Annotated in this window: 24 protein-coding genes; 17 read left to right on the top strand and 7 right to left on the bottom strand. The window is 49.1% G+C overall.

The genetic code is table 11. The annotated features are described in order from the left end of the window. The first annotated feature begins 41 nt into the window (after positions 1-41). Positions 42-1,769 (top strand): single-stranded-DNA-specific exonuclease RecJ, encoded by a 1,728-nt coding sequence (gene recJ / locus R3187_RS14545; RefSeq protein ID WP_318967781.1) that lies wholly within the window; start codon positions 42-44, stop codon positions 1,767-1,769. A 3-nt stretch (positions 1,770-1,772) separates the two neighbouring features. Here recJ and R3187_RS14550 read toward each other — a convergent pair whose 3' ends face one another. Together R3187_RS14550 and R3187_RS14555 are read right to left on the bottom strand one after the other, a co-directional pair. Beyond that, positions 1,773-3,275, bottom strand: a complete 1,503-nt coding sequence (locus R3187_RS14550) for a sensor histidine kinase (RefSeq protein WP_318967782.1) — start codon at positions 3,273-3,275, stop codon at positions 1,773-1,775. A 21-nt stretch (positions 3,276-3,296) separates the two neighbouring features. Further along, positions 3,297-4,061: a hypothetical protein gene (locus R3187_RS14555; protein WP_318967783.1), complete on the bottom strand. Its 765-nt coding sequence runs from the start codon at positions 4,059-4,061 to the stop codon at positions 3,297-3,299. Between the two features lie 328 nt (positions 4,062-4,389). On the opposite strand from R3187_RS14555, the gene prfB reads away from it, so the two are divergent. The 7 genes from prfB to R3187_RS14585 all read left to right on the top strand — a co-directional run bounded on the left by prfB (position 4,390) and on the right by R3187_RS14585 (position 9,911). Next, positions 4,390-5,488 (top strand): peptide chain release factor 2 gene (gene prfB / locus R3187_RS18805; protein WP_413229031.1). Its coding sequence is split into 2 segments (ribosomal slippage): positions 4,390-4,464 and positions 4,466-5,488, totalling 1,098 coding nucleotides; the frame shifts between segments, so codons are not numbered across the junction. A gap of 40 nt (positions 5,489-5,528) precedes the next feature. Further along, positions 5,529-7,049 (top strand): lysine--tRNA ligase, encoded by a 1,521-nt coding sequence (gene lysS, locus R3187_RS14560; RefSeq protein ID WP_318967784.1) that lies wholly within the window; start codon positions 5,529-5,531, stop codon positions 7,047-7,049. Between the two features lie 283 nt (positions 7,050-7,332). Beyond that, positions 7,333-7,662, top strand: a complete 330-nt coding sequence (locus R3187_RS14565; RefSeq protein ID WP_318967785.1) for a DUF883 domain-containing protein — start codon at positions 7,333-7,335, stop codon at positions 7,660-7,662. Positions 7,663-7,664: 2 nt separating this feature from the next. Then, entirely contained in the window at positions 7,665-8,135 is a 471-nt protein-coding gene (locus R3187_RS14570) for a hypothetical protein (protein WP_318967786.1), read from the top strand. After that, positions 8,113-8,364 carry a hypothetical protein gene (locus tag R3187_RS14575; RefSeq protein WP_318967787.1) on the top strand — a complete coding sequence of 84 codons (252 nt, stop codon included), beginning with the start codon at positions 8,113-8,115 and terminating at the stop codon, positions 8,362-8,364. Before R3187_RS14570 ends, R3187_RS14575 begins: the two co-directional genes overlap by 23 nt. A 64-nt stretch (positions 8,365-8,428) precedes the next feature. Then, complete coding sequence (locus R3187_RS14580) at positions 8,429-9,541, top strand: AI-2E family transporter (protein ID WP_318967946.1); 1,113 nt, start codon at positions 8,429-8,431, stop codon at positions 9,539-9,541. Positions 9,542-9,734: 193 nt separating this feature from the next. Then, the gene (locus tag R3187_RS14585; protein ID WP_318967788.1) at positions 9,735-9,911 is read left to right on the top strand and encodes a DUF1328 family protein; all 177 of its coding nucleotides are present in this window, start codon (positions 9,735-9,737) and stop codon (positions 9,909-9,911) included. A gap of 85 nt (positions 9,912-9,996) precedes the next feature. On the opposite strand, the gene R3187_RS14590 is transcribed toward R3187_RS14585, so the two are convergent. Beyond that, a complete protein-coding gene (locus R3187_RS14590; RefSeq protein ID WP_318967789.1) occupies positions 9,997-11,343 on the bottom strand; it encodes a sigma-54 dependent transcriptional regulator in 1,347 nt (448 codons plus the stop codon). Positions 11,344-11,535: 192 nt separating this feature from the next. Between R3187_RS14590 and R3187_RS14595 the strand changes: the two genes are divergently transcribed. Together R3187_RS14595 and R3187_RS14600 are read left to right on the top strand one after the other, a co-directional pair. Continuing rightward, a complete protein-coding gene (locus R3187_RS14595) occupies positions 11,536-11,991 on the top strand; it encodes a hypothetical protein (protein WP_318967790.1) in 456 nt (151 codons plus the stop codon). A 158-nt stretch (positions 11,992-12,149) separates the two neighbouring features. Then, a complete protein-coding gene (locus R3187_RS14600; RefSeq protein ID WP_318967791.1) occupies positions 12,150-12,716 on the top strand; it encodes a BON domain-containing protein in 567 nt (188 codons plus the stop codon). 139 nt (positions 12,717-12,855) lie between these two features. Here R3187_RS14600 and R3187_RS14605 read toward each other — a convergent pair whose 3' ends face one another. Continuing rightward, positions 12,856-14,013 carry an MbnH family di-heme enzyme gene (locus R3187_RS14605; RefSeq protein ID WP_318967792.1) on the bottom strand — a complete coding sequence of 386 codons (1,158 nt, stop codon included), beginning with the start codon at positions 14,011-14,013 and terminating at the stop codon, positions 12,856-12,858. Positions 14,014-14,032: 19 nt separating this feature from the next. Continuing rightward, the gene (locus R3187_RS14610; RefSeq protein ID WP_318967793.1) at positions 14,033-14,794 is read right to left on the bottom strand and encodes an MbnP family copper-binding protein; all 762 of its coding nucleotides are present in this window, start codon (positions 14,792-14,794) and stop codon (positions 14,033-14,035) included. Between the two features lie 123 nt (positions 14,795-14,917). On the opposite strand from R3187_RS14610, the gene R3187_RS14615 reads away from it, so the two are divergent. Beyond that, entirely contained in the window at positions 14,918-17,695 is a 2,778-nt protein-coding gene (locus tag R3187_RS14615; protein WP_318967794.1) for a choice-of-anchor B family protein, read from the top strand. Here R3187_RS14615 and R3187_RS14620 read toward each other — a convergent pair. Beyond that, positions 17,679-18,017 (bottom strand): MGMT family protein, encoded by a 339-nt coding sequence (locus tag R3187_RS14620; protein ID WP_318967795.1) that lies wholly within the window; start codon positions 18,015-18,017, stop codon positions 17,679-17,681. The genes R3187_RS14615 and R3187_RS14620 overlap by 17 nt on opposite strands. Positions 18,018-18,205: 188 nt before the next feature. Here R3187_RS14620 and R3187_RS14625 point away from each other — a divergent pair, with 188 nt between their 5' ends. From R3187_RS14625 to R3187_RS14640, 4 genes are read left to right on the top strand one after another with little or no spacing between them, the layout of a single operon-like run. Further along, entirely contained in the window at positions 18,206-18,586 is a 381-nt protein-coding gene (locus tag R3187_RS14625) for a GntR family transcriptional regulator (RefSeq protein WP_318967796.1), read from the top strand. A gap of 27 nt (positions 18,587-18,613) precedes the next feature. Beyond that, a complete protein-coding gene (locus R3187_RS14630; RefSeq protein WP_318967797.1) occupies positions 18,614-19,492 on the top strand; it encodes an ABC transporter ATP-binding protein in 879 nt (292 codons plus the stop codon). Between the two features lie 11 nt (positions 19,493-19,503). Continuing rightward, positions 19,504-20,190 (top strand): ABC-2 transporter permease, encoded by a 687-nt coding sequence (locus R3187_RS14635; protein ID WP_318967798.1) that lies wholly within the window; start codon positions 19,504-19,506, stop codon positions 20,188-20,190. A gap of 55 nt (positions 20,191-20,245) precedes the next feature. After that, on the top strand, positions 20,246-21,430 hold the full coding sequence (locus R3187_RS14640) for an acyltransferase family protein (RefSeq protein WP_318967799.1): 1,185 nt from the start codon (positions 20,246-20,248) through the stop codon (positions 21,428-21,430). Between the two features lie 24 nt (positions 21,431-21,454). Here the strand turns inward: R3187_RS14640 and R3187_RS14645 are convergent, their stop codons facing one another. After that, complete coding sequence (locus tag R3187_RS14645; RefSeq protein WP_318967800.1) at positions 21,455-21,868, bottom strand: YccF domain-containing protein; 414 nt, start codon at positions 21,866-21,868, stop codon at positions 21,455-21,457. Positions 21,869-22,120: 252 nt separating this feature from the next. Here R3187_RS14645 and R3187_RS14650 point away from each other — a divergent pair, with 252 nt between their 5' ends. Further along, on the top strand, positions 22,121-22,489 hold the full coding sequence (locus R3187_RS14650) for a PadR family transcriptional regulator (protein ID WP_318967801.1): 369 nt from the start codon (positions 22,121-22,123) through the stop codon (positions 22,487-22,489). Further along, the gene (locus R3187_RS14655; RefSeq protein WP_318967802.1) at positions 22,489-23,445 is read left to right on the top strand and encodes a hypothetical protein; all 957 of its coding nucleotides are present in this window, start codon (positions 22,489-22,491) and stop codon (positions 23,443-23,445) included. The genes R3187_RS14650 and R3187_RS14655 overlap by 1 nt, the downstream gene beginning before the upstream one ends. The last annotated feature ends 67 nt before the right edge of the window (positions 23,446-23,512 follow it).

The raw sequence follows: 23,512 nt of genomic DNA on the forward strand, positions 1-23,512 counted from the left end.
TTAGTTTAGCAGCCGTTTAAAATTTTAAGCAGGTATCAGCTGTGCAGTTAAAACAAATCAGCCGGCGTGAGCCGGTAACCGTTCAGGTGATAGCAGACAACCTGCATCCGGTGCTGCGCCGGTTATATCAAAACCGTGGCATCAGCAGCAGTGCTGAGCTGGAACGGGGCGCTGCCGGTTTGTTGCCGTTTAGTGCGTTAAAAGGTATCGACCAGGCGGCACAGCTGTTAATCGATGCCTTGCATCAGCAGCAGCATATTGTGATTGTCGGTGATTTTGATGCTGATGGTGCTACCAGTACCGCCGTATTAATGGCCGGTTTAAAAGCCTTTGGTTTTAAATACCTGGAATATATGGTGCCAAACCGTTTTGAATACGGATATGGCCTGACCCCGGAGCTGGCCGAATTAGTGGTGGCGCAGGGGGCGGAACTGATTATTACCGTCGATAACGGTATTTCTGCAGTAGAAGGGGTGGCGCTGGCAAAAAAAGCCGGGGTAAAAGTGCTGGTGACTGATCACCACTTAGCCGGCAATGTCCTGCCCAATGCCGATGCTATTGTCAATCCTAATCAGCCGGGCTGTGCATTTGCCAGTAAAGCGCTGGCCGGGGTTGGCGTGGCATTTTATCTGTTAATGGCACTTCGTGCCACGCTGCGACAAAGTAATTACTTTAGCGATAAAGGCCTGACAGAGCCCAATATTGCTGAACTGCTCGATTTGGTGGCGCTTGGCACCGTGGCAGATGTGGTGCCACTGGATAGCAATAACCGGATTTTGGTGCATCAGGGCCTGATGCGAATTCGCAGCGGTAAATGCCGGCCCGGTATTCAGGCACTAATTGATGTTGCCAACCGGCGGGCCGATAAACTGACGGCCAGTGATTTTGGCTTTTCTCTGGCACCCAGGTTAAATGCCGCCGGCCGGCTGGACGATATGGCGCTGGGCATAAGCTGCCTGCTGGCGCCTGATTTGGGCCTGGCCCGCCAGTATGCCGCCGAGCTTGATGCGTTGAATGTTGAACGCCGGGCGATAGAGCAAAGCATGCAACTGGAAGCTCAGGCATTTTTAAGCAAACTATCATTTGATGGTACCAGTTTGCCAGAATGCTTGTGCTTATATCGCAGTGACTGGCATCAGGGTGTAATAGGCATTCTGGCCGGCAGAATAAAAGAACAGTTTCACCGGCCAACGATTATTTTTGCCGACGGTGACAACGGCGAGCTGAAAGGCTCGGCGCGCTCCATTCCCGGGCTACATATCCGGGATTTACTGGAAGAAATTGCCAGTCAGTACCCTGGGCTTATCAAAAAGTTTGGTGGCCATGCCATGGCGGCGGGCTTGACGATTGCTGCTGATCGGCTGGAAACCTTTCAACTGGCCCTGAGCCTGACGGCGAAAAGGCACTTAACGGCTGAGCAACTGACCGCTGTCATTTACAGTGATGGTGAATTGGCTGCGGACTGTTTTGATATTGGTTTTGCTCAACTGCTGCAAAATGCCGGCCCCTGGGGGCAGGCGTTTCCGGAACCGGTGTTTGATGGCGAGTTTGTCTTAATAAACCAGAAATTGCTGGCCGAGCGTCACCTGAAACTGATGCTGCAAGGGCCCAACGGTTTGTTAGTGGATGCAATTTGGTTTAATGCCGATACGAAAACCTGGCCTGACGTAAACGTTAAAAAAGTGCATCTGGCTTATCAGCTGGATATCAACGAGTACCGGGATAAATTCAGCTTACAGCTTATTGTCAGACATATGTTGGCATTATGAACCCTATTGGGTGACATTGTCGGCAGCAGGTAAGGTAAACCAGAACAAGCTACCACCGTCAGCCACTGCTTCATAACCGGTATCGCCGCCCAGGCGTTGGATAATCCGGGCAACGATGGACAGACCAAGTCCATGGCCGTCTGCTTTATTGGGGTCCAGCCGTTGAAATTGTGAAAACAACTCAGCCTGGTATGGCGGGGCAATGCCCGGCCCGTTGTCCGTTATCCAGTATTTTACCTGGTGGTTTGTTTTGATATCGGCGCCAAGCACTATTACCGGGGCGTCACCGCCATACTTAATCGCATTTGACAGGTAATTTACCCACACCTGTTCGATCCATGGTGCAAAACCTATTGCCTGCGGCCAATCTCCGCTTATGCGAATATGAGCGTGATGTGTAGCAGCAAATTCAGTCAGAGTATTGACGGCATCGCCCGCGATAGCCTGGACATCAATTACGCTGCTTTTGACAGATCCTGACTGCCTGACACTGGCTAGCAACAACAAAGCGTTGATAATATTATTCATTTTATCTGCACTGTCATGGATGCCCTGTAGCAACAGGTTACGCTGCTTGTCTGAGAGTACCGCCGTTGCATTTTGCAGCAGGGTGGTTTGGCCTAATAGTGCGGTAAGAGGATGTTTTAAGTCATGCGCCACGGTATGGGCATACGCGTTAAGCTCGGCATTTTGCTCGGCCAATTCGGTGGATTGCTGTTTAAGGAGTGTATTGTTTTGCTCCAGCGCCTGGGTGCGTACTGATACTAATTCTTCTAAATGTTGGCGATGGCGGGTCAGTTCCAGTTCAATCTCGGTTCTTTTGTTTAAATCTTCCAGAATATTGATGCGCATTTTATTGATGGCTTCTACCACCATATCCAGTTCATCCGGTGTACTGGCTTGAGCACGATTAAGATTAAGTGGTTTTGTCAGATTGCTACTGTCGATATTGGTCGCATAATCAGCCATGTTTTCCAGATGGCGACTTATCGTACTGCGGAATAAATACAACAAAATGAATGCTGCAACCAATAATGACAGGGTAGAAGTAATGCTTATCGCCAGCGCTTTGGTTTTAAGTTTCTGAAAAATGGCATCGGCCACCAAAGTAATGTGTAGCTCTCCCAGATCGTAAACGTCATTGTCGATATGATACTGCAGTTTAAAGCTGTCGCTAACGATTTCAGATTGGACATCGGCACGCTGACGGTGCCATTGATTGCCCATATCATCTTCCAGCAATATTTCGCCAATACCAGGAAGTTCTATTAGCCCATCCAGTACCACTTGCAATCTTGGTTCATCCACATTCCATAAGCTTTCATTAACGCTTGGCAGGTAGCTTTTCTCAATCAGTGCAAAGCGGCTTTTTAGCTCGGCCATTTCGCTACTGTAGGTGAGATAAATTTGTAAGCAGGTAACCAGAAGCGCCATAAATGCGGTAAAGCCGAGTGTTACCACAATAAAGTAAACGCTAAGCTTACGATGGGCTTGTCTAAGCGGCATGCATAAGTCTTTCAGTCAATGTTAGTACCCCTTTTTTGGATCGAACCACAGGCTTTTGTCGGTCAGCGGTGTACTGTTAGACAAATCATTATTAATCAGTTGAATAACCTGACGCTTATCCAGCGCAGCACGTGCAATATAATCGGCAAAATGTTGTAAAAAAAGCTGTTTCATACTGCCATCCGCCATTGCAGCCCTTAAGCCCTGTTCAATAGCTTGTGCAAGCTCAGGTTTTTCCTTGCTAACAAAAAAATACAATGGAGCTGGGTAGTACAAAGCCCAGTGAGAATCGACGCTGATACCTTCGTCTTTATGTTGCTCTAATTCGGGCCAGATCTCAGTGGCTGAACGCGGGAAATAAGCAATACGCTGGCGCTTTAACATGGCAAACAAGCCCTTATAGCTTGAGGAGGGCGCCACATTAAAACCATTTTCCTGCAGCACGGTCAAATCAGGCCAGTCATGAACCTGGCCGCTGCGAAGTTCCTTTAATTGCTCGACACTAAGCTGTTTAAATTTTTCCTGGTCTTTGCTGTTAATCAGCATTAAACGCCAACCTAATAACCCGCGGTCAATTGGAATAGGGACGGCCAGCAGCTCTTTTTCCCGCTTTAAATTGGTAAAAGTCCAGAGTACATCCAATTCACGTTCCAGCTGCACATGGCGCAGTGTACGGTATTGACTCAGTTCATGTTTACTTGGTACGGCAACGTAGGAACGTGGTGAGCGAGCCAGTGCTAATTTCAATAGTTCTATTTGGTAATGTCCACGAGTATCATAGGACATCGATTCCGTCCAGGCATAAATTACCGGTGTTGGCTGGTCCTGTGCGGACAGGTCAGTAGTAAAAAGCACAAAACACAGTGCTGTTGCATAGTACAATAATCTTTTTGCTATAAAGCAGTTGAGCAACATACTTTCGCCTACAACACAAACAATACTGCTAAATTATAGAAAATTATTGGCAATGTACATAATACCAGACAGATAAATCAGCGTTCTAGCAGTTTAGTTGTAGCAAAATAATAGGCTTAGATGGCTGCACGTCCTGCGATAAATTTGCTACAATCCCTGCATATTTTTTCTCCCGTTATTCAAGGTTACCGAGCACAGCATGTTTGAAGTCAATCCGGTGTACAACAGCATTAAAGATCTTACTGAACGCACCAAAGTGCTTCGGGGGTATCTTTGACTATGATGGCAAAAAAGAGCGCCTAGAAGAAGTTACCCGTGAACTGGAAGACTCTGCTGTCTGGAATAACCCGGAAAAAGCCCAGGCATTGGGCAAAGAGCGTTCAACGCTGGAACAGGTAGTAGGCACTATTGATAAGCTGGATCAGGGGCTGGAAGATGTGGCCGGCCTGGTTGAGCTGGCCGTAGAGGCTGAAGACGAAGAAACCTTTGAAGAAGCCAAAACAGAATTGGCTGAGCTGGAAAAGCAACTGGCGCTGCTGGAATTCCGACGGATGTTCTCTGGCAAAAATGATCAGAATGACTGTTATCTGGATATTCAGGCTGGCTCGGGTGGCACCGAAGCGCAGGACTGGGCCAGCATGCTGATGCGAATGTACCTACGCTGGGGTGAAGATAAAGGCTTTAAACCGGAGCTGTATGAAGTCACTGATGGTGATGTCGCCGGTATTAAAGGCTGTACCATTAAATTCAGTGGCGATTATGCCTACGGCTGGTTGCGTACCGAAACCGGTGTGCACCGTTTAGTCCGCAAAAGTCCGTTCGACTCCGGTAATCGGCGACATACCTCGTTTGCTTCGGTGTTTGTTGCGCCGGAAATTGACGATGATATTGAAATTGAGATTAACCCGGCGGATTTACGGATAGATACCTACCGGGCCTCGGGCGCCGGTGGTCAGCACGTTAACCGGACTGACTCTGCAGTTCGGATCACTCACTTACCCACCAATATCGTAGTGCAGTGTCAGAACGACCGCTCCCAGCATAAAAACCGTGACAATGCCTATAAGCAATTGCGCGCTAAGCTGTATGAGTTTGAATTGCAAAAACAAAATGCCGAAAAGCAGGCACTGGAAGATACCAAATCGGATATCGGCTGGGGCAGTCAGATCCGCTCTTATGTACTGGATGACTCGCGGATTAAAGACCTACGGACCGGTATCGAAACCCGCAATACTCAGGCGGTGCTGGACGGCAATCTCGACAAGTTTATTGAAGCCAGCCTAAAAGCCGGTTTATAAGTTATATAACGCTAATATTTACATGACTCAGGAATCAAAAATGGCTGAACAGCATACCCCCCATGACGAAATTCAGGACGTTAACAAACTGATTGCTGAGCGAAAACATAAGTTAGCTGCGCTGCGTGAAGATGGCTTTAAGTTCCCGAATGATTTCCGGCGCGACAGTATTTCATCCGAGTTGATTGCCAAATACGATCATCTGAGTAAGGAAGAGCTGGAAGCACAGAAAATTACCGTAAGCCTGGGTGGCCGGATCATGACCCGTCGGATCATGGGTAAAGCCAGTTTTACTACCATTGCTGATATGGGCGGTAAAATTCAGTTGTATGTTGCCCGCGACAGTCTGGCGGAAGGGGTATATAACGAGCAATTTAAAAAGTGGGATCTGGGCGATATTATTGGCGCTACCGGTCATTTATTTAAAACCCAGACCGGTGAGTTAACGGTTTGGCTCAGCGATATCCGTTTGCTGACCAAGGCGCTAAGGCCACTGCCTGATAAATTCCACGGTTTAACCGATAACGAAGCACGTTACCGCCAGCGTTACCTGGATTTGATTTCCAATGAGCAGTCGCGTCATACCTTTTTAGTGCGCAGCAAAACCGTGGCTTATATTCGTCGTTTCTTTAACGACGAGGGTTTCTTAGAAGTAGAAACGCCAATGCTGCAGGCAATTCCGGGTGGAGCCTCCGCCCGGCCGTTTGAAACGCATCACAACGCGCTGGATATGCAGATGTTTCTGCGGATTGCGCCCGAGCTGTACTTAAAGCGGTTGGTGGTTGGCGGTTTTGAAAAAGTGTTTGAGCTTAACCGCAATTTCCGCAATGAAGGTGTATCGACCCGGCATAATCCGGAATTTACCATGCTGGAATTCTACTGGGCCTATGCTGACTATAACGATTTAATGGATTTAACCGAAAAACTGTTCCGGGGTTTAGCGCAGGATGTACTGGGCAGCACCGAAGTGCCTTATCAGGGTGAAGTGTTCGATTTTGGTAAGCCATTTGCGCGGATGTCGGTTACCGAGTCTATTCTGCACTACAACCCAACACTGACCAAAGAGCAACTGGCCACGCGGGACACCGTAGCCGAGCTGGCAAAAAGTCTGGGGATTGAAGTAAAACCAAATTATGGCCATGGCCGGATTCTGATGGAAGTGTTTGATGAGCTGGTGGAAACCAAGCTGCGCCATCCTACTTTTATTACCGAGTACCCGGCCGAGGTATCGCCGCTGGCCCGGCGTAACGATCACAATCCGGAAATTACTGACCGCTTTGAGTTTTTTATTGGTGGTCGCGAGCTGGGCAACGGTTTTAGCGAACTGAATGATGCTGAAGATCAGGCTGAACGTTTTCGTGAACAGGTGGCACAAAAAGATGCCGGTGATGATGAAGCCATGTTTTATGACGAAGATTTTGTCACCGCGCTGGAGCATGGTTTACCACCAACGGCAGGTCAGGGGATTGGTATTGACCGGCTGGTCATGCTGCTGGCAGATGCCGCTTCTATCCGCGATGTTATTCTGTTCCCACACATGCGCCTGCAACACGATAAGTAATTACTTTCAATAAATAAAAGCCAGACTGCGGTCTGGTTTTTTATTTCCGGTTTACCGGTAATGTTTACTGTTACCGGGTAACTTCTACACTATACTAATAAAGTTTTAACCGGCCCTGCAAATTGGCATTTTTTAAGTTGTTGTTTATATTAATGTATTTTTAGAATGCTATTGTGGCACAGGCTTTGCAGCACATCCGGATAGCAATTACTGATACAAACTGAGCAAAAGTGACAATGCTTGAGCACAGTAGTGTCTTCGTTAATCAAGCAGGAGGTCTATAATGGCTACAACTCAAGGTCGTAGTACTACCGCAGGCAATTCATCTAAAAACGCAGCGATTAATTCGCCGGTTACCGAAAGAGCCTCAGAAGCGGCCCATCACGCTGTGGATGCAATGGCCGAGAAAGCGGGATCGGCAGAGGATACGTTACGGAAAACTGCAGCCAGTTCGAAAGCGACTATCGATCAGAAGCAAGAAGAATTGAAAATGCAGATGCAAGGCTCTTACGAGCGTAGTAAACAATTTGCCCAGGAAAATCCACTGGCTGCTGCCGGTATTGCTTTTGCAGCAGGTATGCTGGTAAGCGCGCTGCTTCGCCGCGGCAATTAATTATGACAGAACCCCGGGATCCACAGCCGCAGCAAGCGGCGACTGAGCCATTACCTGAAAAAGTAATGGCTCAGTTAACTGAGATAGCCGCCTTATTAAGTCTGACAGCAGAGCAGTATAAGCAACAAACCCATATAACCAGGCAAACCGCCAGTGCTGAAATGGCCTTATCCCGCCGTGGCTTAATGCTGGCGGCTGGCTTACTTGTGGTCCTTGGCGCAGGTGTCATCATGTTTTGGGGGTCGATATTAGCCTTTGCAGGTTATTTACTGTATCAGGCCACGGCATCAATCCCACTTACCGCAGCGTTGTTACTTGGATTGCAAATTGTCATGCTTTACTGGTGCTTACGAAATATGCGGTATTCGTTAAAGCAAGTGGGGTTGAGTAATACCCTGTCTCAGCTAAGAGAGATGTTTCGATTTTCTGCCGGACCCGCTGGAGGTGCCAATGCTGATAGACCTGTTGATTAAGAAAGATAAACTAAAGCTACAGCAGTGCACCGCCCGCTTTGAGCAACAGCAGCAGCTGCGTTACGCATATTTATGGCTGGCGGGGCAGCGCTGCAAGCAGTTTATTGGTTCAGCACCGGGTTTGACTCTGAGCTTCAGTGCAGGTCTGCTGATGCAGTTGCGTCACAATGCCATGGTTAAGACAATGCGGGGTATTGGAGCGGTGCAATGGCTGCGACGTTTATTATAGCGCATCCTGTTGCACTGTTATTTACCATAACACTTCATTCAGCGCCGGAGAGATACCTTTGACGATGGAACCTTTGCCTGCCAGACAGCCTGTCAGGGTAAGGCGGCTGAATACAGAATTAGCATTGAAAATTCTGACACTGCTGGCAGTTCTATATACGTTCTATTTTGCCCGTAGCCTGTTGTTACCAATCATTCTGGCTGCGCTTATCGCTCTATTTACCAGCCCGGCAGTCAGATTCCTTGTCGGTTTAAAGTGCCCTAAACCTTTAGCATCGTTAGTCGTACTCACCATGCTGATTATCGGCATTGGTTACGCTGTCAGCCTGCTTTACAACCCTGCTGCAACCTGGCTGGAACGCTTACCGCTACTTAGCAATAAGCTGGCGCTGCAGGTTGATGGGATGGCTGAATCGCTCGAGTCCTTGAAGTCTTCCATGCTGCCTGATTCTGCCAAAGCGCCTGCAACGGCAGAAGATGAAGAGCATCCGCTGGAGTCGGCAATTGGCACCAGCTTTCTGCCGCTGTTATCAATGCTGGCACAAACTACCGCTATTGTCCTGGTTCAGCTGGCAACGGTGGTTATTCTTACTTATTTATTTCTGCTGTTCGGGGGCACCTTACTGCGTAATATTGTGCGCGCGGCGTCAACTCTGCATGAAAAGAAAAATCTGGTAAAAATGTACCAGACTATTGAACACGATATTAGCCGCTATGTGCTGGTCATTACCGCTATTAATACCTTGCTGGGGGTGGCGACATTTCTGGTGCTGAGTATGATAGGAGTGGCAGACCCATTGCTATGGGGTGTGCTGGCAACAATCCTGAATTTCGCTCCTTATCTCGGACCTTTTGTGCTGACGTTATTGCTGACGGCGGTGGGCTTTGTTGAATTTCAAAGCCCAGGCCAGGCGCTGTTAGTGCCAGCAGTGTTTCTGGTTTTAAACGTGATTGAATCGCAACTGGTAACACCGATGGCGTTAGGTAAGCGTTTTAATATGAACCCACTGCTGGTGGTTATCTGGATGTTTATCTGGGGCTGGATTTGGGGGGCGGTGGGCGTACTGATCGCGATTCCGTTATTAGTGTGTCTGAAGATTATTGCCTCTCATTTTGAAATATTATCTTACTGGATAATTTTGCTCAGCGCTGACAGTGAGACACATCACAGTAAATAATTGTCAGGAAAAAGTTACCTGACCGTAAGTAATAATTGCTGATTGTGAGCGACGCTGATGGCAGCTTAGCAATTATATTTTTAAAATCCGATTTAAATCATGATGTTATTCCGAAATAATTTTTGGCACGCCATTCGCATTATCTACCGTGAATATTTCAGGTAAAGTGCGAACCATGCACTAAGGAGCAAAAATGTTAGGATGGGCATTAACCTTTTTAGTTATCGCGTTAATTGCAGGTGTACTGGGTTTTGGTGGTGTCGCCGGCGCTGCAGCAGGTATTGCTAAGATTATCTTCTTTATTTTTATCGTGCTGCTGGTTATATCATTACTTGCGGGTGCCTTAAGGGGCCGCAAGCCAAAAATGTAGTGGTAATTTGGCCTGTAACATACAAACTGGCCACTGCAGCTTGTTGCAGTGGCTCTTTTCTAACCATTATCAGCTCTACCCGTTATCAGCGTTCCAGCTGATACTTCTCCAGCTTGTTGTACAATGTTTTTACACTGACACCAAGCTGTTGCGCGGTATCGGTTTTATTGCCGCCATTTCTGGCTAGTGTACGCAGTATTGCCGCTTTTTCTAACTCATCTAATCGCACCCCAGCCGGGATAGCGTCTGCGACAGAGTCATCGTTGGTATCTATATGAGGCTCATCCAGTAACAAATGTTCCGGTTCAATGATGTTGTCAGCCAGAATATAAGCCCGTTCTACCGCATGCTTTAATTCCCGGACGTTGCCAGGCCAACTATGATTGGCTATCAGGCTTTGTGCTTCTGCTGAAAACAGTTTATTTTGCTGTTCCTGAACATTGCGGTAAGCCAGAAAATGCTGAGCAAGCCCGAGGATATCTTCATCCCGATCCCGCAGTGGTGGCACGGCCACCGGAAACTGCGCCAGCCGGAAATACAAGTCTTCCCGCAACATATCCTCGGCAATAGCCTGCATTGGATCGCGGTTAGTCGCGGCGGCTATCCGGACATTTGCGGTAGCGGTTTTATCACTGCCAACCGGACGGTATTCGCCATTTTCCAGCACACGCAATAATTTTACCTGCTGCTCAACAGGCATTTCAGTAATTTCGTCCAGAAACAGGGTGCCGCCTTCAGCCTGGGCAAAAACGCCCTGATGATCTCTGTGGGCGCCGGTAAATGCGCCCTTAATATGGCCAAATAACTCACTGTCAATCAGCTCCGGGCTAAGCGCACCGCAGTTTATCGCCACAAAAGGTTTATCGGCCCGTAAACTGGCCAGGTGCAGGGTATTAGCAACCAGCTCTTTACCCGCACCACTTTCACCAACAATCAGTACGTTGGCTTCGGTAATCGCGACTTTACGGATGGTGCGGTACAGTTTCAGCATAGGTTTGGAAGACCCGACTAACATGCCAAACTGATCAAGTTCACTTGATGTCGCCTTCACCTGCTTACGTTCAGTGCTGAGTTGCAGATAAAAATCCTGCAGAGTGTCGATAACTGAACCAAAATCCAGTGGTGCCCGGAAATGGTAACCTGCACCCCGGCGCATTAACGTGTCCAGCAGTTCATTTGGCGTGCCACTGCTGATAAAAATAAAATCGATTTCTGTTAACACTTTGCTGACCAGCAGCCGCTGATAGTCATCATTGTCGCTATCATCAGACTCTATAACAGCAAGATCACAGTCTTGTTGCTGAAGTTGCTCAGACCAGACGGAACTATCACTGCTTTTAACAATTATAAATTGTCTGACTACCGGTGACTGCAGTAGTTTTTCAGCCAGTTCCTGATCACGCAGATGGATAAATAACCTGGGTTTGCTCATGGCTTCACTCCCTGTAGTGGTGAACTACTCTAGTCCAGCAATGTAAATTTAACAACTGCCATCAGTAAAATTTACTGGAATATCATTAAAAGTAAAATGCCATTTTAAATTACCTATAAAAATCATAAGTTTAAACTTGGTATATGAATTGAATATGAACTCATGGGAAGAGTAGTTACAGGAGGCGGAATTGTGCTGGCATACGACCCCCATAAAGTAAAACACAATACGGGCGACCAGACCATATTAAGCCTGGTGCTGGCGGTAAGTGAACAGGCCCGGTTGTTTTATCAACGAAAGGCGTCCTTCGTAGATGACAATAACATACGTCGCTATTTTGTTGAGCTGGAACTGTTACATCAGCAGGCTGAAACCTTTACTGCCTCTGACAATATCAAAGTTGCTACCGACCAGGATGTTAATGCCATTTGTCAGTGGTACCGCAGTTATGCAGCGGAGCCAGCAGATGAAAAACAACGCTGGTTAGCCGAATTGCCCCAGCAATTGCGTTGGCAGCTGGATACGTTTAAGCGGCTGAGCCGTGGCCTGAAGCAGACTGAAAATGCCAAAGCGCTGGCGAATCTGACGGCAGGGCTGCAAATAGTGACCGACCAACTTTGCCCGCTGCTGTTAAAAAGCGAATTATGAAATATTTACCGGTAGACAGGTTAAAAGTACAATCAAAAAATTAACACTAAATGAATGATAAAATTACATATTTTATTAAAACAACGACTTAGACATATTCAAAGTGTTGGCATCAAACTGGCAACAGTAAAGTTGTCTAACAACACAGGAGTGATTTTATGAAACGTACTACTTTAGCCGTAATGATGACTGTAGCTTTGGCAGGTACTTCAGTTGCCGCAAATGCAAACGATTGGCAAGATGGTGCTAAAGACGCCTGGATAGATGGCAAAGCCGAAACAACCTTATTGTTAAACGGTAACCTGAACTCCTTTAATATCAACACTGATGTTAAAAATGGTAAAGTGATCCTGACCGGTAAAGTAGACCGGGAAGTGGATAAAGCCCTTGCCGCCGAATTAGTTGAAAATCTGGATGGTGTAACCTCAGTCGACAACAGATTAACTGTTGTTAAAGCAAACGACATGCGCAATAAAAAAGACCATGACGAAGATGCCGGTGGGTTAACTGACGCAAAAGTGGCTACCGTGGTAAAAACCCGTTTGCTGTTTGAGTCAGAAACCAGTGGCACTGCCATTGATGTAGATGTTGAAAATGGCGTGGTAATGCTTAAGGGCGAGGTCGATTCTGATGCAGAAAAAGATTTAGCTGAGGCTATCGCCAAAAAAACCAATGATGTAAAGCGGGTTGATAATCAGCTGACAGTAGCGAAGAAAAACTACTAAGTAGATAACCGAGGTGCAAAGTGCACCCTGGTAATCCATCAATAAAAAACCGGCCCTTTCAGGGCCGTTTTTTTGTGTCGGTTTGGCAGTGAATTACCGCATGTAACAGATGGCATTATCCTGACACAACACGCCCTGGTTATGGCTGTGCTGACCATGGGTTGCTATGCGCAGGGTTATTAATAAAATGCGGGTCGGTCAGGCTGTGTAAAAATGCCAGCACGGCGGCCCGTTCGTTAGCAGTCAGCGCAAAACCATTTACAAACTGGCTTTTGCGGGGATGTTGCCTGCCGTCACCGGCCTCTTTACCGCTGCTGATCTGCCGGCCGCCAGCCGCATAAAAATCTATTACCTGCTCCAGGGTCGCCACGCTGCCATCATGCATATAAGGGGCGGTCAGCGCTATATTACGCAAAGTGGGAGCCCGGAAACGACCGTCGTCTGCCGGATCCATGGTGATTTCTGCCAGGCCCCGGTCTCGCTGCGGGTATCCGGCGGCTTTGCTTTCGCCTGTCTGAACAAAGTACAGGCCGGTATTGTGAAAGGGGCGTAAATCCAGCGGCTGCTTATTGTGACTGGTTGCCTGGGTAAAGTTAAAGCCGCCATGACAATGATGGCATTCCAGGCGTTCAGAAAAAAACAAGTTCATTCCGGCAATTTGCTGTGGGGTTAACGCAGCATCTTCGTTCTGGTAAGCGTAGCGATCAAAATCAGATTGAAAGGACAACAGGCTGCGAACGAAGCTGGCCAACGCCAGCACACTTTTTTGCAGGTCAGGCTCAGTGTTGCCAAAAGCCTGCTGAAATAATTGCGGATAAGGCTCCTGCTTTAAGCGTTGCAGTACCGTATTTTCCTGGCCACTAATACCCAGTTCTACCGGGTTGTCACTAAACATCGGGATAAGCAGCTGTTGTTCAATATCGGTCAGACCATCGTGCGCCCAGGTCAGGGTATTGTTATAGGCAATATTCACCAGGGCCAGCGCATTGCGCCGGTGTTGCTGCCCCGTGCTGCCAACCGACTGTGCTGTGGGCTCAGCAAAAGCGAATTGCTGCTGATGACAACTGGCACAGCTTTGGCTGCCGTTAGCTGACAGCCCGGTGTCATAAAACAGGTAACGTCCCAATTCTACTTTGGCTACTGTCATCGGGTTTTCCGGCGGTACCCTTGGCTCTGGCATGCCTTCCGGTAATTGCCATTGCCAGCTGGCTGCAGGCTCAGTGGTTTTACTGCAGCTGCCGAGCATAATAAGCCCTGACAATATGCCCATTAGCACTAATGCCCATCGGCCAGACATTTTGTTTATCAGCCTGTTGTTACTCATTGCTGCTAACCAGCTGCCACAGATTTGGCTGGGCTAAGTTAGTAAACAATTGCCGGCAAGCTGCTTGCAGGCTGTCTGACATACAACTGTTGTCGCTTGCCAGTTTAATTTGTTGCAACAGCAGGGCTAAATCCAGCTGCAGGCTCTGGCCTGGCTGATAATCCAGAGTGACGTTAAAGGTGTTAGGCGCTTTACAGGGTGCTGCAGGTGGGCGCAACACACTGGCCGACTGACAACCGGTAGAGCCCAGATGAAATGCGAAGCCCTGTTGCGGGCCCTGTAAATCGAGACGCAGGAATTTATAGCCCAGCTGCCAGCTCCAGAACATGTCGCTGTGATTTAACGGCGAGGGGGCAGTTAGTGGATTTTGATGGTTTAACTCGAACGGCAAGCCGAGGGTAAAGCTCAGCTCGCCAGCAGCTAACGGTTCAGCAAACTGCAATTGCCAGTTGCTGTTGTCCTGACAGTCGGTTCCAAGCAGCGCCAGCCGTGATTGTTGCCAGGGGGTATCGGCAAGCATAAGTGGTTGCTGGTTAAGACTGAAATCGCTCAAATACATGCGCAGGCTTTGCAGCTGCCATTGCTGGTCTGCCACGGTAATAAATGTCTGACAACTGACAGCCTGCTGCTGCCAGTTCAGCTCCAGGGCAAGCTGGCGTTGCTGCGTAGTGTCAGTAACCGGCTGACAACTGCTTACTAAACCGAAAACTGCAAGCAGAGCTGATTTGCCGATAATGGCGGGAACGTTGTTCATAATTGAGTTGTAATTAGTAAAGCTGCGGTAAACAATACGCTAAACTTAGCTGAAAATCGAACAGGCTATCGCCTGAAAGTGGCTACTATAATTAACGGGCGAAACATAAAACAGGCAGCAACGATGAATTTGTGTAAAAGTTGGCAAGCATTAATAGTGGCCGGACTGACGGTTACTGCCCTTATTTATGGCTGCGTGTTCAGCCCGGAGGTGCAGGCGCATGCGGAACATGATAAAGCACGTTTTGTCGCTGAAACCGGCCGCGACAGCGGACGTTGCGCAGATGTATTGCGGCCCTGCCGGACCATAGGCTATGCCTTAGCCCAGGCAGGTAAAGGTGATAAGGTGCTGGTTGCCTCAGGCCAGTATCAACTTGGCAGTGCCGATGAAGCGGTATTGCTACTCAGTGAAATTGTACCGGTGCTGGGGGGATTTAACCGGTTCGATCATTTCTTACAACAGGCTCCCCAGCTGAATAAAACGGTGTTAACCGGCGTGCCGGCCGAATTTGTTAACCCGCTGCACCAGCGCGGGTTTCAGATTATTAATGATGGCCCGGGACGCTTTGGAATTGAAGTGCGTCAGCAACTGGCCGCCCACAGTGCACTGCAGCAAAGCCAGCAGGGCGCAGATTGTGTTGCCGGAAAAGCCGGAGTGTACAGCTGTGAAAAAATTGATTTAGTGGCCCATCTGGCGCTGGCCGATTTTAGCTCCGCGCCAGGCTCAGCAAGCGATATCTGGGGCCATACTGATCTGAACACTGGCATTGAATATGCGTTAATGGGGCTGAATAATGGCACTGCGGTGATAAGCCTGGCCGACCCGGCTAGTCCGGTGGAGGTAGGTACTATTGCGGGCAGTAATACCACCTGGCGCGATATCAAAGTATTACAGTTTTTTGATGATAGCCTTGGCCTTTGGCAGGCATATGGCTACGTGTCGTCGGAAGCTAATAATAATATTCAGATTATCGATTTAAATCATTTACCTTTCAGTGTGCGACTGGCTGCGGCCGATAACGCGGCCAGTTCGGCCCATAATTTATACATCAGCAATGTTGATTACACCAGCAACACCGCACTTACCGGCCAGCAACCAGCATTGCATATTGCCGGTCAGCCACAGCAGGGCGGTGCTGTATCCAGTTATAGCCTGGCTAATCCGTTGCAGTTAAATGCCAACTGGCTGCAAACCGGTGCCAGCCGCAGTAACTACAGCCATGATGTTGCCTCTATGCTGGTTACTGATCAGCGTGCTGCAAATCAGTGCGACCGGCCAGCATGCCAGGTGTTGTTTGACTTTAATGAGCAGAATATCAAGCTATGGGACATCACTGGTGCCAGCAATCTGGCGCTGGCCGACTTTAGCTATAGTCTGGCCAGCTATGTCCATTCCGGCTGGTGGACTGAAGATCAGCAATATTTACTGGTGCACGACGAGCTGGATGAAACCAGTCATGGTTTAAATTCTACGGTACGGGTATTTAATTTAACCGATTTAACGGCGCCGGTACTGGCAGCCACCTATACCGGGCCTACCAAAGCCATTGATCATAACGGCTTTGTTCGCGGCAATCGCTACTATATGTCGAACTACCAGCGTGGTTTAACCATTCTCGACATTACCGATCCGACCGCGCCAACACAAGCGGGGTATTTTGATACCTTTCCGGCCTCTGACAGCGCGGCATTTAACGGTTTATGGGGTGTATATCCGTACTTACCGTCGGGCCTTATTCTGGGCAGTGATATCAACAGTGGTTTTTATCTGTTTCGGGACAATACTGTTAGCTCACAGGCAGGAGCGGTGTCATTCAGCGAGCCCGAACTGCGGGTAAACCCCGGCGACGTGGCACAGATATCGGTGCAGCGAACGGGCGGTACTGCGGCTATTAACGTGGCATATGAGATCCTGGCTACCCGGGCTGAACCGGAGCTGGATTATCAGGTCAGTAACGGCAGGTTAAACTGGGCTGCTAACGATACCAGTGATAAAACCCTTAGTATCGCTACGCTGGACCGGGGCCTGAACGCAGAGCGTGAGTTATTTGTGCGGCTGTTTGACCCGGCAAACGGGGCCAGCCTGAGCAGTCCGTCTTATCTGCGATTGCGTTTTGGCGAAGACCCACCGCGCGCTGGCGTGGTAAGCCTGGTTGAGGCTGGATTATCGGTAGTGGAAGCAGATACCACTGTTGCCGTGGTGGTGCGCCGCTTAGGTGGCAGTGATGGTGCTATCAGCGTGACTTACCAGCTGGAAAATGGCACGGCTAGCATCAGCGAGGATATTGTCGCAGCCAGTGGCGAGCTTAACTGGGACGATGGCGATAGCAGCGAGCGGCAGATTGCGTTGCAAATTATTGATGATGAACTGTTGGAACAAGATGAAACTGCAGTGCTCAGACTGACAGGCGTTGCCGGCAGTGAAACCGGCGAAATAGCCGAATTTACCCTGACAATTCTGGACAATGATTCGAACACCGCTCCTGCGGTCAGCATTGGCGAGAACCGTGAGCTTAATGCCGGTCAGAGTGTCAGCTTAACGGCAGTAGCAACTGATGCAGAAGGCGATGCGATCAGTTATCAGTGGCAGCAGCAAAGTGGCCCCGCTGTGACGTTACAAAACGCGGCCAGCAGCAGCGTAAACTTTATTGCGCCAGCCAGTAACAGCCAGTTGGTGCTGAGTGTTACTGCTACTGATGCCAGAGGCGCAGCAGCAACCGCCAGTATTACCTTGACGGTCGTGGCCAGCCCGCCACCGCTACCGCCGCCACCAGCAGCGACCGGTTCTTCCGGTGGCAGTACGTCACTTAGTATATTGCTGCTGGGGCTATGGCTGTTACGGCGCAAAATGGGGACTGGTGTTGAAATAACTAGTGGTGCACCAACTAGTATTGTAGCTTAAACAACAGCTCGGCCAGATTGGGTTGCCATAAGTCAGCTTTGGCAACCCGGTTGTTGTGCAGTAACACTCCCTCAGCCAGCAATAACTGTCGTTGCTCCAGTGCAGTGGCAGAACCCGGGGGAAATGCCAGGCTGCGATCGCTTCGCAGTACCCGGTACCATGGCACGGCCAGTTCTGGCGGCGCATAACCAAGGGCTTTACCTACTAACCGGGCTCTGCCGGGCAGGCCGGCCAAATCGGCAATCTGGCCATAGCTGGCTACTTTACCGCTGGGGATCTGCAATACTGTTTGCCAGATCCGTTGATACTTATCTGCCGCCACCGTTGTCCTCTCACTGAAACCTCTTTGTATCTGCCGTTAAATTAACACTGCAACGCCATTGCGGCCAACATTGTGCTGTTTGGCGCGGTATAAAAGCATAAATTTAAATTTTTTTGTTGCACTGTGTATATCTGTATATATACTGTGCATATCAAATATACACGGTTGGTGTGCATGCGGGATCTTCTATGACTGATGGCTTGTTTCTGTCGGCAACAGACAAAAAGCCAATGTATGAACAAATTGTCGAGCAAATCACCAGCAAAGTGCTGCTGGGCGATTGGCCAGCCAATATGCCATTACCGTCTATTCGTGAACTGGCGGCACAAACTCAGGTGAGTGTGATCACCGTCAAACGGGCCTATGCCGAGCTGGAGCTCGCTGGTGTAATTGTGACTCAGCCTGGCCGCGGCTCTTTCGTGGCAGCACATCCGGATTTACAGCAGCAGCTTAAGCAGCAGCAGCTGAGCCAACAGTTAGAGCAGCTGGTCGATTTAGCCCGGCAGCTGCAACTGACAGATCAACAACTGTTGGAACAGTTGCAACAGAAACTGAAATCGCAGCGTTAACCGGCGGCGACAACGAGGACAAACGCAATGCAGCAATATGCTTTTGACATGCGCAACATCAGTATCCGCTACCCGCATTTTGCTATGGAAAATCTTAATCTGTCTTTAGCAAAGGGCCAGGTGCTGGGGCTGGTAGGTGTTAACGGCGCCGGAAAATCCACCACCATCCGTATTTTAATGGGACTGGTAAAGGCAGATACCGGCCAGGTAGACGTACTGGGATATAAACTGCCGGCACAGCAGGTACAGGCTAAATACGATATTGGCTTTGCCTCAGATGATATGCGTTTGTATAAAAACCAGACGTTACAGTGGCATATGGATTTTATTCACAGTATTTTTCCGAATTTTGATCACACCTATGCCAGGGATTTATTGCAGCGTTTTGAACTGATTGCTGATCAGAAAATAACCGGCTTATCGCATGGTCAACGTGTTAAAGCCTGTTTGTTGCTGGTACTGGCCAGACGGCCGAAATTGCTGGTGCTGGATGAGCCTACTACCGGCCTGGATCCGGTCGCCCGGGACGAAGTGATCACTGAGCTGGCCGATATACTGCGTGATGATGAACGTAGTGTGTTGTTCTCATCGCACAACACCCATGACATTGAAAAGCTTTCGGACCAAATTGCCTTTTTAGACCGGGGTAAGTTATTGGCACTGCAGGATAAAGAAAGCTTTGTGCAAAGCTGGGCGCGCTTTCGTTGTCAGCTGCTTCCTCAGGCGCAGGACAGTGTGCCGGGAGCCGTTAGTATCCGCCGCAGCGGCCAGTTGGCCGAGGTTATCACCGATCAATCCAGCAGCGATTTTGCTGTTGCGCTGCAACAAGCCGGTTTTAAAGTGATTGAGCAACATCGGATGTCGCTTGAGGAAATTTTTGTCGCCAATGTCAAACGTAACCGATAGGAGCTGGCAAAATGCTAAATGCGCTGAATAATAACCTGATGATTAAACGTTTGATCGTAAAAGACTGGCAACTGATGAAAAAGTCGCTAGCCGCTTATATGGCCGCTGGCGTGTTGGTTGTTGGCATGATGGGCATGGCCACACCGCTGATGTTTAACAGTGGCGCCATTTTAATGATCACGCTGATGATTGTGATTGGTGCCCGCTCGGCCATTGAGCTGGTGGTTAACGAAAAGAAAGACCAGACCTTAACGTTTATGATGAGTTTACCGGTTACCGCAGAGGATTATGCGCTGGCCAAACTTGGCGCGAATCTGGCGTTGTATCTGGTGCCGTGGCTGCTCTTGGTATTGGGCATGCTGCTGGTGATTGTCAGTACTCCAGTCACTAACGGCGTTATCCCGCTGGTAGTGTTGGTAAGCCTGTTTATTCTGCTGTCGTACTGCTGTTATCTTGCCACCGCACTGCTGACTTATTCTGAAGGTTATACCATAACTGTGATGATCCTTACCAACCTGCTACTTAATGGCTTTATATTCTGGATTATCAGGATGCCGGCAGTGCATCAAACGCTGGAAGCGTCAACGGCCAGCTGGAATAGCACAACGCTAGGTCTGCTGGCGGCAGGTACGGTTTTAGTGATCAGTGTGTTACTGCTGACTGCCTACTTACAAAAGCGGAAAACCAGCTTTTTATAACCCCGGCTTTTTAATAAAAGCAGCCTGGCAACTGTTGCCAGAAGGAGCCAGCGCTATGTCGGATGGTACGGGATCCACACGCCTCTTTTACCTGGATAATCTGCGTGCTCTGGCAATGCTGGCTGGCGTATTTTTTCACGCGGCCCTGGCATACAGCCCTATGGCGCAGCCGTTCTGGCCCAGTGCCGATGTGCTTAACCATCCGCTGTTTGATGTATTTGCCTGGGCCAGCCATCTGTTTCGGATGCCGGTGTTTTTTCTGCTGGCAGGTTTTTTTGCTGCCATGTTGCTGGATAAATATGGTGATGGCGCTTTCTGGCAAAACCGACTGCGCCGCGTCGGTTTGCCCTTGCTGTTGTTTTTACCGCTGCTTACGCTGGCTGTTGGCGCGGTAATACAGTTTGGCCTGGCGCATGTGCAGCAACAGCCGCCATTTCTGACTTTTATCCAGTCGGTGATGTCTATGGCCGGGCCACCGGCAATGCCGCTGAGTACCATGCATTTGTGGTTTTTATACCATTTACTGTTTTTGTATCTGCTGACCTGGTGTGGTCGTATTCTGCTCAATCGCCAGCTGGTGCAATGGCTTAGCGAACGCAGGCCTTATCAGCTAGTGCTGCTGTTAATCCTTACCTGTTTGCCAGCGTTGTATAGTGTGTCGGTGCCATTTCCGGCACCGGAATGGATTTTTCCGGCCTTGTGGGCATTGTGGTTTTATGGCGTTTTTTTCAGCCTGGGTTATGCCTGTTTCATGCTACCGACGTTGCTGGCCCGCTTTGATCCGCAGCGGCATTTTTATTTGCTGCTGGGCGCTGTCAGCTATGCGTTTTACTATGCCTTATTGCCTGAAACGTTGGTAGCCCAGAGCCAGCCGCAAGGCTTGCTGAAGCTGGCTGTTACCCTGTTTGAAAGCAGCAGTGCGGTGTTATGGACGCTGTGCGCCGTGTTATATGCCAGACGCTGGCTGGATTGGGACAGCGCCGGGCTGGCGTATCTGTCAAAGGTCAGTTTCTGGGTGTATATCGTGCATTTGCCCCTGCTGTTTTTTATCCAGTTTCTATTGATTGATTTGCCGCTGGCGGTGTGGGTTAAATTTCTGCTCAGCAGTGGCGCTACTCTTGCTATCAGCCTGCTCGGGTTCCATATTCTTGTTGCACCAACATGGCTGGCATCAGTGCTGGCAGGTCCCCGCAGACGCCAGATAAAGTTGGCTGATAAGCCCCCGAAGAATTACCCCTAGTCGCTGCGTATCTGTTGCACAGAGTCAAATTGCGCTGCGAGCCACAACGGTTTTACCTATCGGCGCCAGGCTTAGCATCGCCAGTTTTAAATGCTGAATGCCAAACGGAATACCGATAATACTGATAAAACAGACAATAGCATGGCCTAGATGCCCAAGCGCCAGCCAGAAGCCGAACAGTAAAAACCAGATAATATTGCCAAGGGTACCTAAAGTGCCGGTACCAATATCATCGTAGCGGTTAATATAGCGCCGGTTTACCGCATCCTGGCCAAAGGGCCAGAAGGCCATTTCGCCAATCACAAAACAACTGCGGCCAAACGGAATCCCAATAATACTGATAAAACACAGTAGACCCACCAGCCACCATAGCAACCCCATGACAAAGCCACCCAGCACAAACCACAAAATATTAAATATTATTCTGAACACACTCATTTTCTGATCCTATTTTATAAATATGCTTTTATCAGGCAGAAATCGCGCCAACATTATTATTCAATATAAACAGTTATTTATATCTACCTGGTTAGTAGCGAAAGTATCAGGACGCTACTTTTTAGCAAAACTCACCATCTGGCACTTGCTTTTATACTGTGTGGCGCCTAGTATTGTTACTGTGTGATGCACAGTATGTGGTGCACAGTATGTGGTGCACAGTATAAATTACAGCTTACAAAGGAATGGCTTATGACCACGGCTCAATTAGACAAAATGCGGCTGGAGCTGCGCCGCGGCGTGCTGGTGCTCGCGGTGCTGGCAGCCCTGCGCGAGCGTCATTATGGCTACTCGCTGCGCCGGCACTTGCAGGACGCCGGCATTGATATTGACGAAGGCACCTTGTACCCGCTGGTAAGACGGCTGGCAGAGCAGGGGCTACTTGACAGTGAATGGCAGCAGGGCGAAGGACGGGAACGGCGTTATTACCAGATATCTGAGCTGGGCGCTGAACTGCTAACGCAGCTTACCGGCGAATGGACCACATTAAATAACGCGCTGGGGCCGCTGTTGCAGCCACAGAAAACCGCGTCAGCGAAGCAAACAGAGGAGCAAGGCTAATGGAATTAGTTAAACGCTATATTGCCGCAGTACAACGCGATTTACCGGAGCAGAAACGGCAGGAAATTGGCCGTGAGCTACAGGCAAATATTATGGATCAGCTTGATGCGCTGGCCGAAGAGCAGGGTGCGGCACTTTCTGAGCAGCAAATTGCCAGTGTGCTGAAAAATATGGGCCCGCCGCAACAGGTTGCCCGTCAGTTCTGCCCGAACCAGCCACTTATCCCGGCACACCTGATGCCGCTGTATAAATATACGATGTATATGGTGCTGGGGGTATTGTTTGTGCTGCAGATAGTATTTATGACCAGCCACTGGTTAACCGGCAGCGAGCTTGGGCCGATCTCTTTTGTGCTGGGCATCGCCTCAGGCTTTATTGAAGATGCGATATTTGGTTTTACTGCTATTACCCTGGGGTTTGCTCTGATGCCGGCGAACACCCGGTCAGGCCAGTGTAAAAGTGCTGACCAGTGGCAACCAGCAGATCTACCACCTGTCGGCGCGGGCTGGCAGCATATCAGCCTAAGTGATGTTTTTACTGATTTAGCCACTTATACCTTTTTGTTGCTGATAATCTGGTTTCCACTGTGGCAGCAATGGTTTGCCTCGGGCGAGCCGGTCAGTTCAGTATTCACTCAGCAGTCATTGCAGTTACTGATGTGGTTCAGCCCTTTTATTGTGCTGGGCGTGTTGAGCAGTTTATGGCAGTTGCAGCTCCGGCTCTGGAGTCGCCCAATGCTATCGCTTAACCTGATTGTAAATCTTGCTTTTGTGATTATCCTGGTGTTACTGGCAACTCTGGGGCCGGTATTGCAGCTTGATACTGCTAACTGGAGCGGATACTTCAGTCCGGAAGCCTTGCAGCAAGCAGTAAAACGCGGCTTACTGATCGCCAGCCTGATCCCTGGCTACGAGGTTGTTCGCGATATACTACGGCTGCGCAAACTGAATAAGTAACCGCGCAAGTCAGTAAAAAAGCCCTGTCTGGAAAGTACCAGGCAGGGCTTTTTATCAGTTGGCTTTT

The sequence above is a fragment of the Arsukibacterium sp. genome (assembly GCF_033721375.1).
Taxonomy (GTDB): Bacteria; Pseudomonadota; Gammaproteobacteria; order Enterobacterales; family Alteromonadaceae; genus Alishewanella.

Bases quoted from the DNA above. Each gene is read 5' to 3' on its own strand.
- R3187_RS14625 (WP_318967796.1), top strand. From the start codon at position 18,206: ATGACTGATGGCTTGTTTCTGTCGGCAACAGACAAAAAGCCAATGTAT.
- R3187_RS14610 (WP_318967793.1), bottom strand. From the start codon at position 14,794: ATGAACAACGTTCCCGCCATTATCGGCAAATCAGCTCTGCTTGCAGTT.
- R3187_RS14655 (WP_318967802.1), top strand. From the start codon at position 22,489: ATGGAATTAGTTAAACGCTATATTGCCGCAGTACAACGCGATTTACCG.
- R3187_RS14605 (WP_318967792.1), bottom strand. From the start codon at position 14,013: ATGTCTGGCCGATGGGCATTAGTGCTAATGGGCATATTGTCAGGGCTT.
- R3187_RS14645 (WP_318967800.1), bottom strand. From the start codon at position 21,868: ATGAGTGTGTTCAGAATAATATTTAATATTTTGTGGTTTGTGCTGGGT.
- R3187_RS14640 (WP_318967799.1), top strand. From the start codon at position 20,246: ATGTCGGATGGTACGGGATCCACACGCCTCTTTTACCTGGATAATCTG.
- R3187_RS14650 (WP_318967801.1), top strand. From the start codon at position 22,121: ATGACCACGGCTCAATTAGACAAAATGCGGCTGGAGCTGCGCCGCGGC.
- R3187_RS14635 (WP_318967798.1), top strand. From the start codon at position 19,504: ATGCTAAATGCGCTGAATAATAACCTGATGATTAAACGTTTGATCGTA.
- R3187_RS14580 (WP_318967946.1), top strand. From the start codon at position 8,429: ATGGAACCTTTGCCTGCCAGACAGCCTGTCAGGGTAAGGCGGCTGAAT.
- R3187_RS14570 (WP_318967786.1), top strand. From the start codon at position 7,665: ATGACAGAACCCCGGGATCCACAGCCGCAGCAAGCGGCGACTGAGCCA.
- R3187_RS14555 (WP_318967783.1), bottom strand. From the start codon at position 4,061: ATGTCCTATGATACTCGTGGACATTACCAAATAGAACTATTGAAATTA.
- R3187_RS14600 (WP_318967791.1), top strand. From the start codon at position 12,150: ATGAAACGTACTACTTTAGCCGTAATGATGACTGTAGCTTTGGCAGGT.
- R3187_RS14585 (WP_318967788.1), top strand. From the start codon at position 9,735: ATGTTAGGATGGGCATTAACCTTTTTAGTTATCGCGTTAATTGCAGGT.
- R3187_RS14615 (WP_318967794.1), top strand. From the start codon at position 14,918: ATGAATTTGTGTAAAAGTTGGCAAGCATTAATAGTGGCCGGACTGACG.
- R3187_RS14630 (WP_318967797.1), top strand. From the start codon at position 18,614: ATGCAGCAATATGCTTTTGACATGCGCAACATCAGTATCCGCTACCCG.
- lysS (WP_318967784.1), top strand. From the start codon at position 5,529: ATGGCTGAACAGCATACCCCCCATGACGAAATTCAGGACGTTAACAAA.
- R3187_RS14565 (WP_318967785.1), top strand. From the start codon at position 7,333: ATGGCTACAACTCAAGGTCGTAGTACTACCGCAGGCAATTCATCTAAA.
- R3187_RS14550 (WP_318967782.1), bottom strand. From the start codon at position 3,275: ATGCCGCTTAGACAAGCCCATCGTAAGCTTAGCGTTTACTTTATTGTG.
- R3187_RS14575 (WP_318967787.1), top strand. From the start codon at position 8,113: ATGCTGATAGACCTGTTGATTAAGAAAGATAAACTAAAGCTACAGCAG.
- R3187_RS14590 (WP_318967789.1), bottom strand. From the start codon at position 11,343: ATGAGCAAACCCAGGTTATTTATCCATCTGCGTGATCAGGAACTGGCT.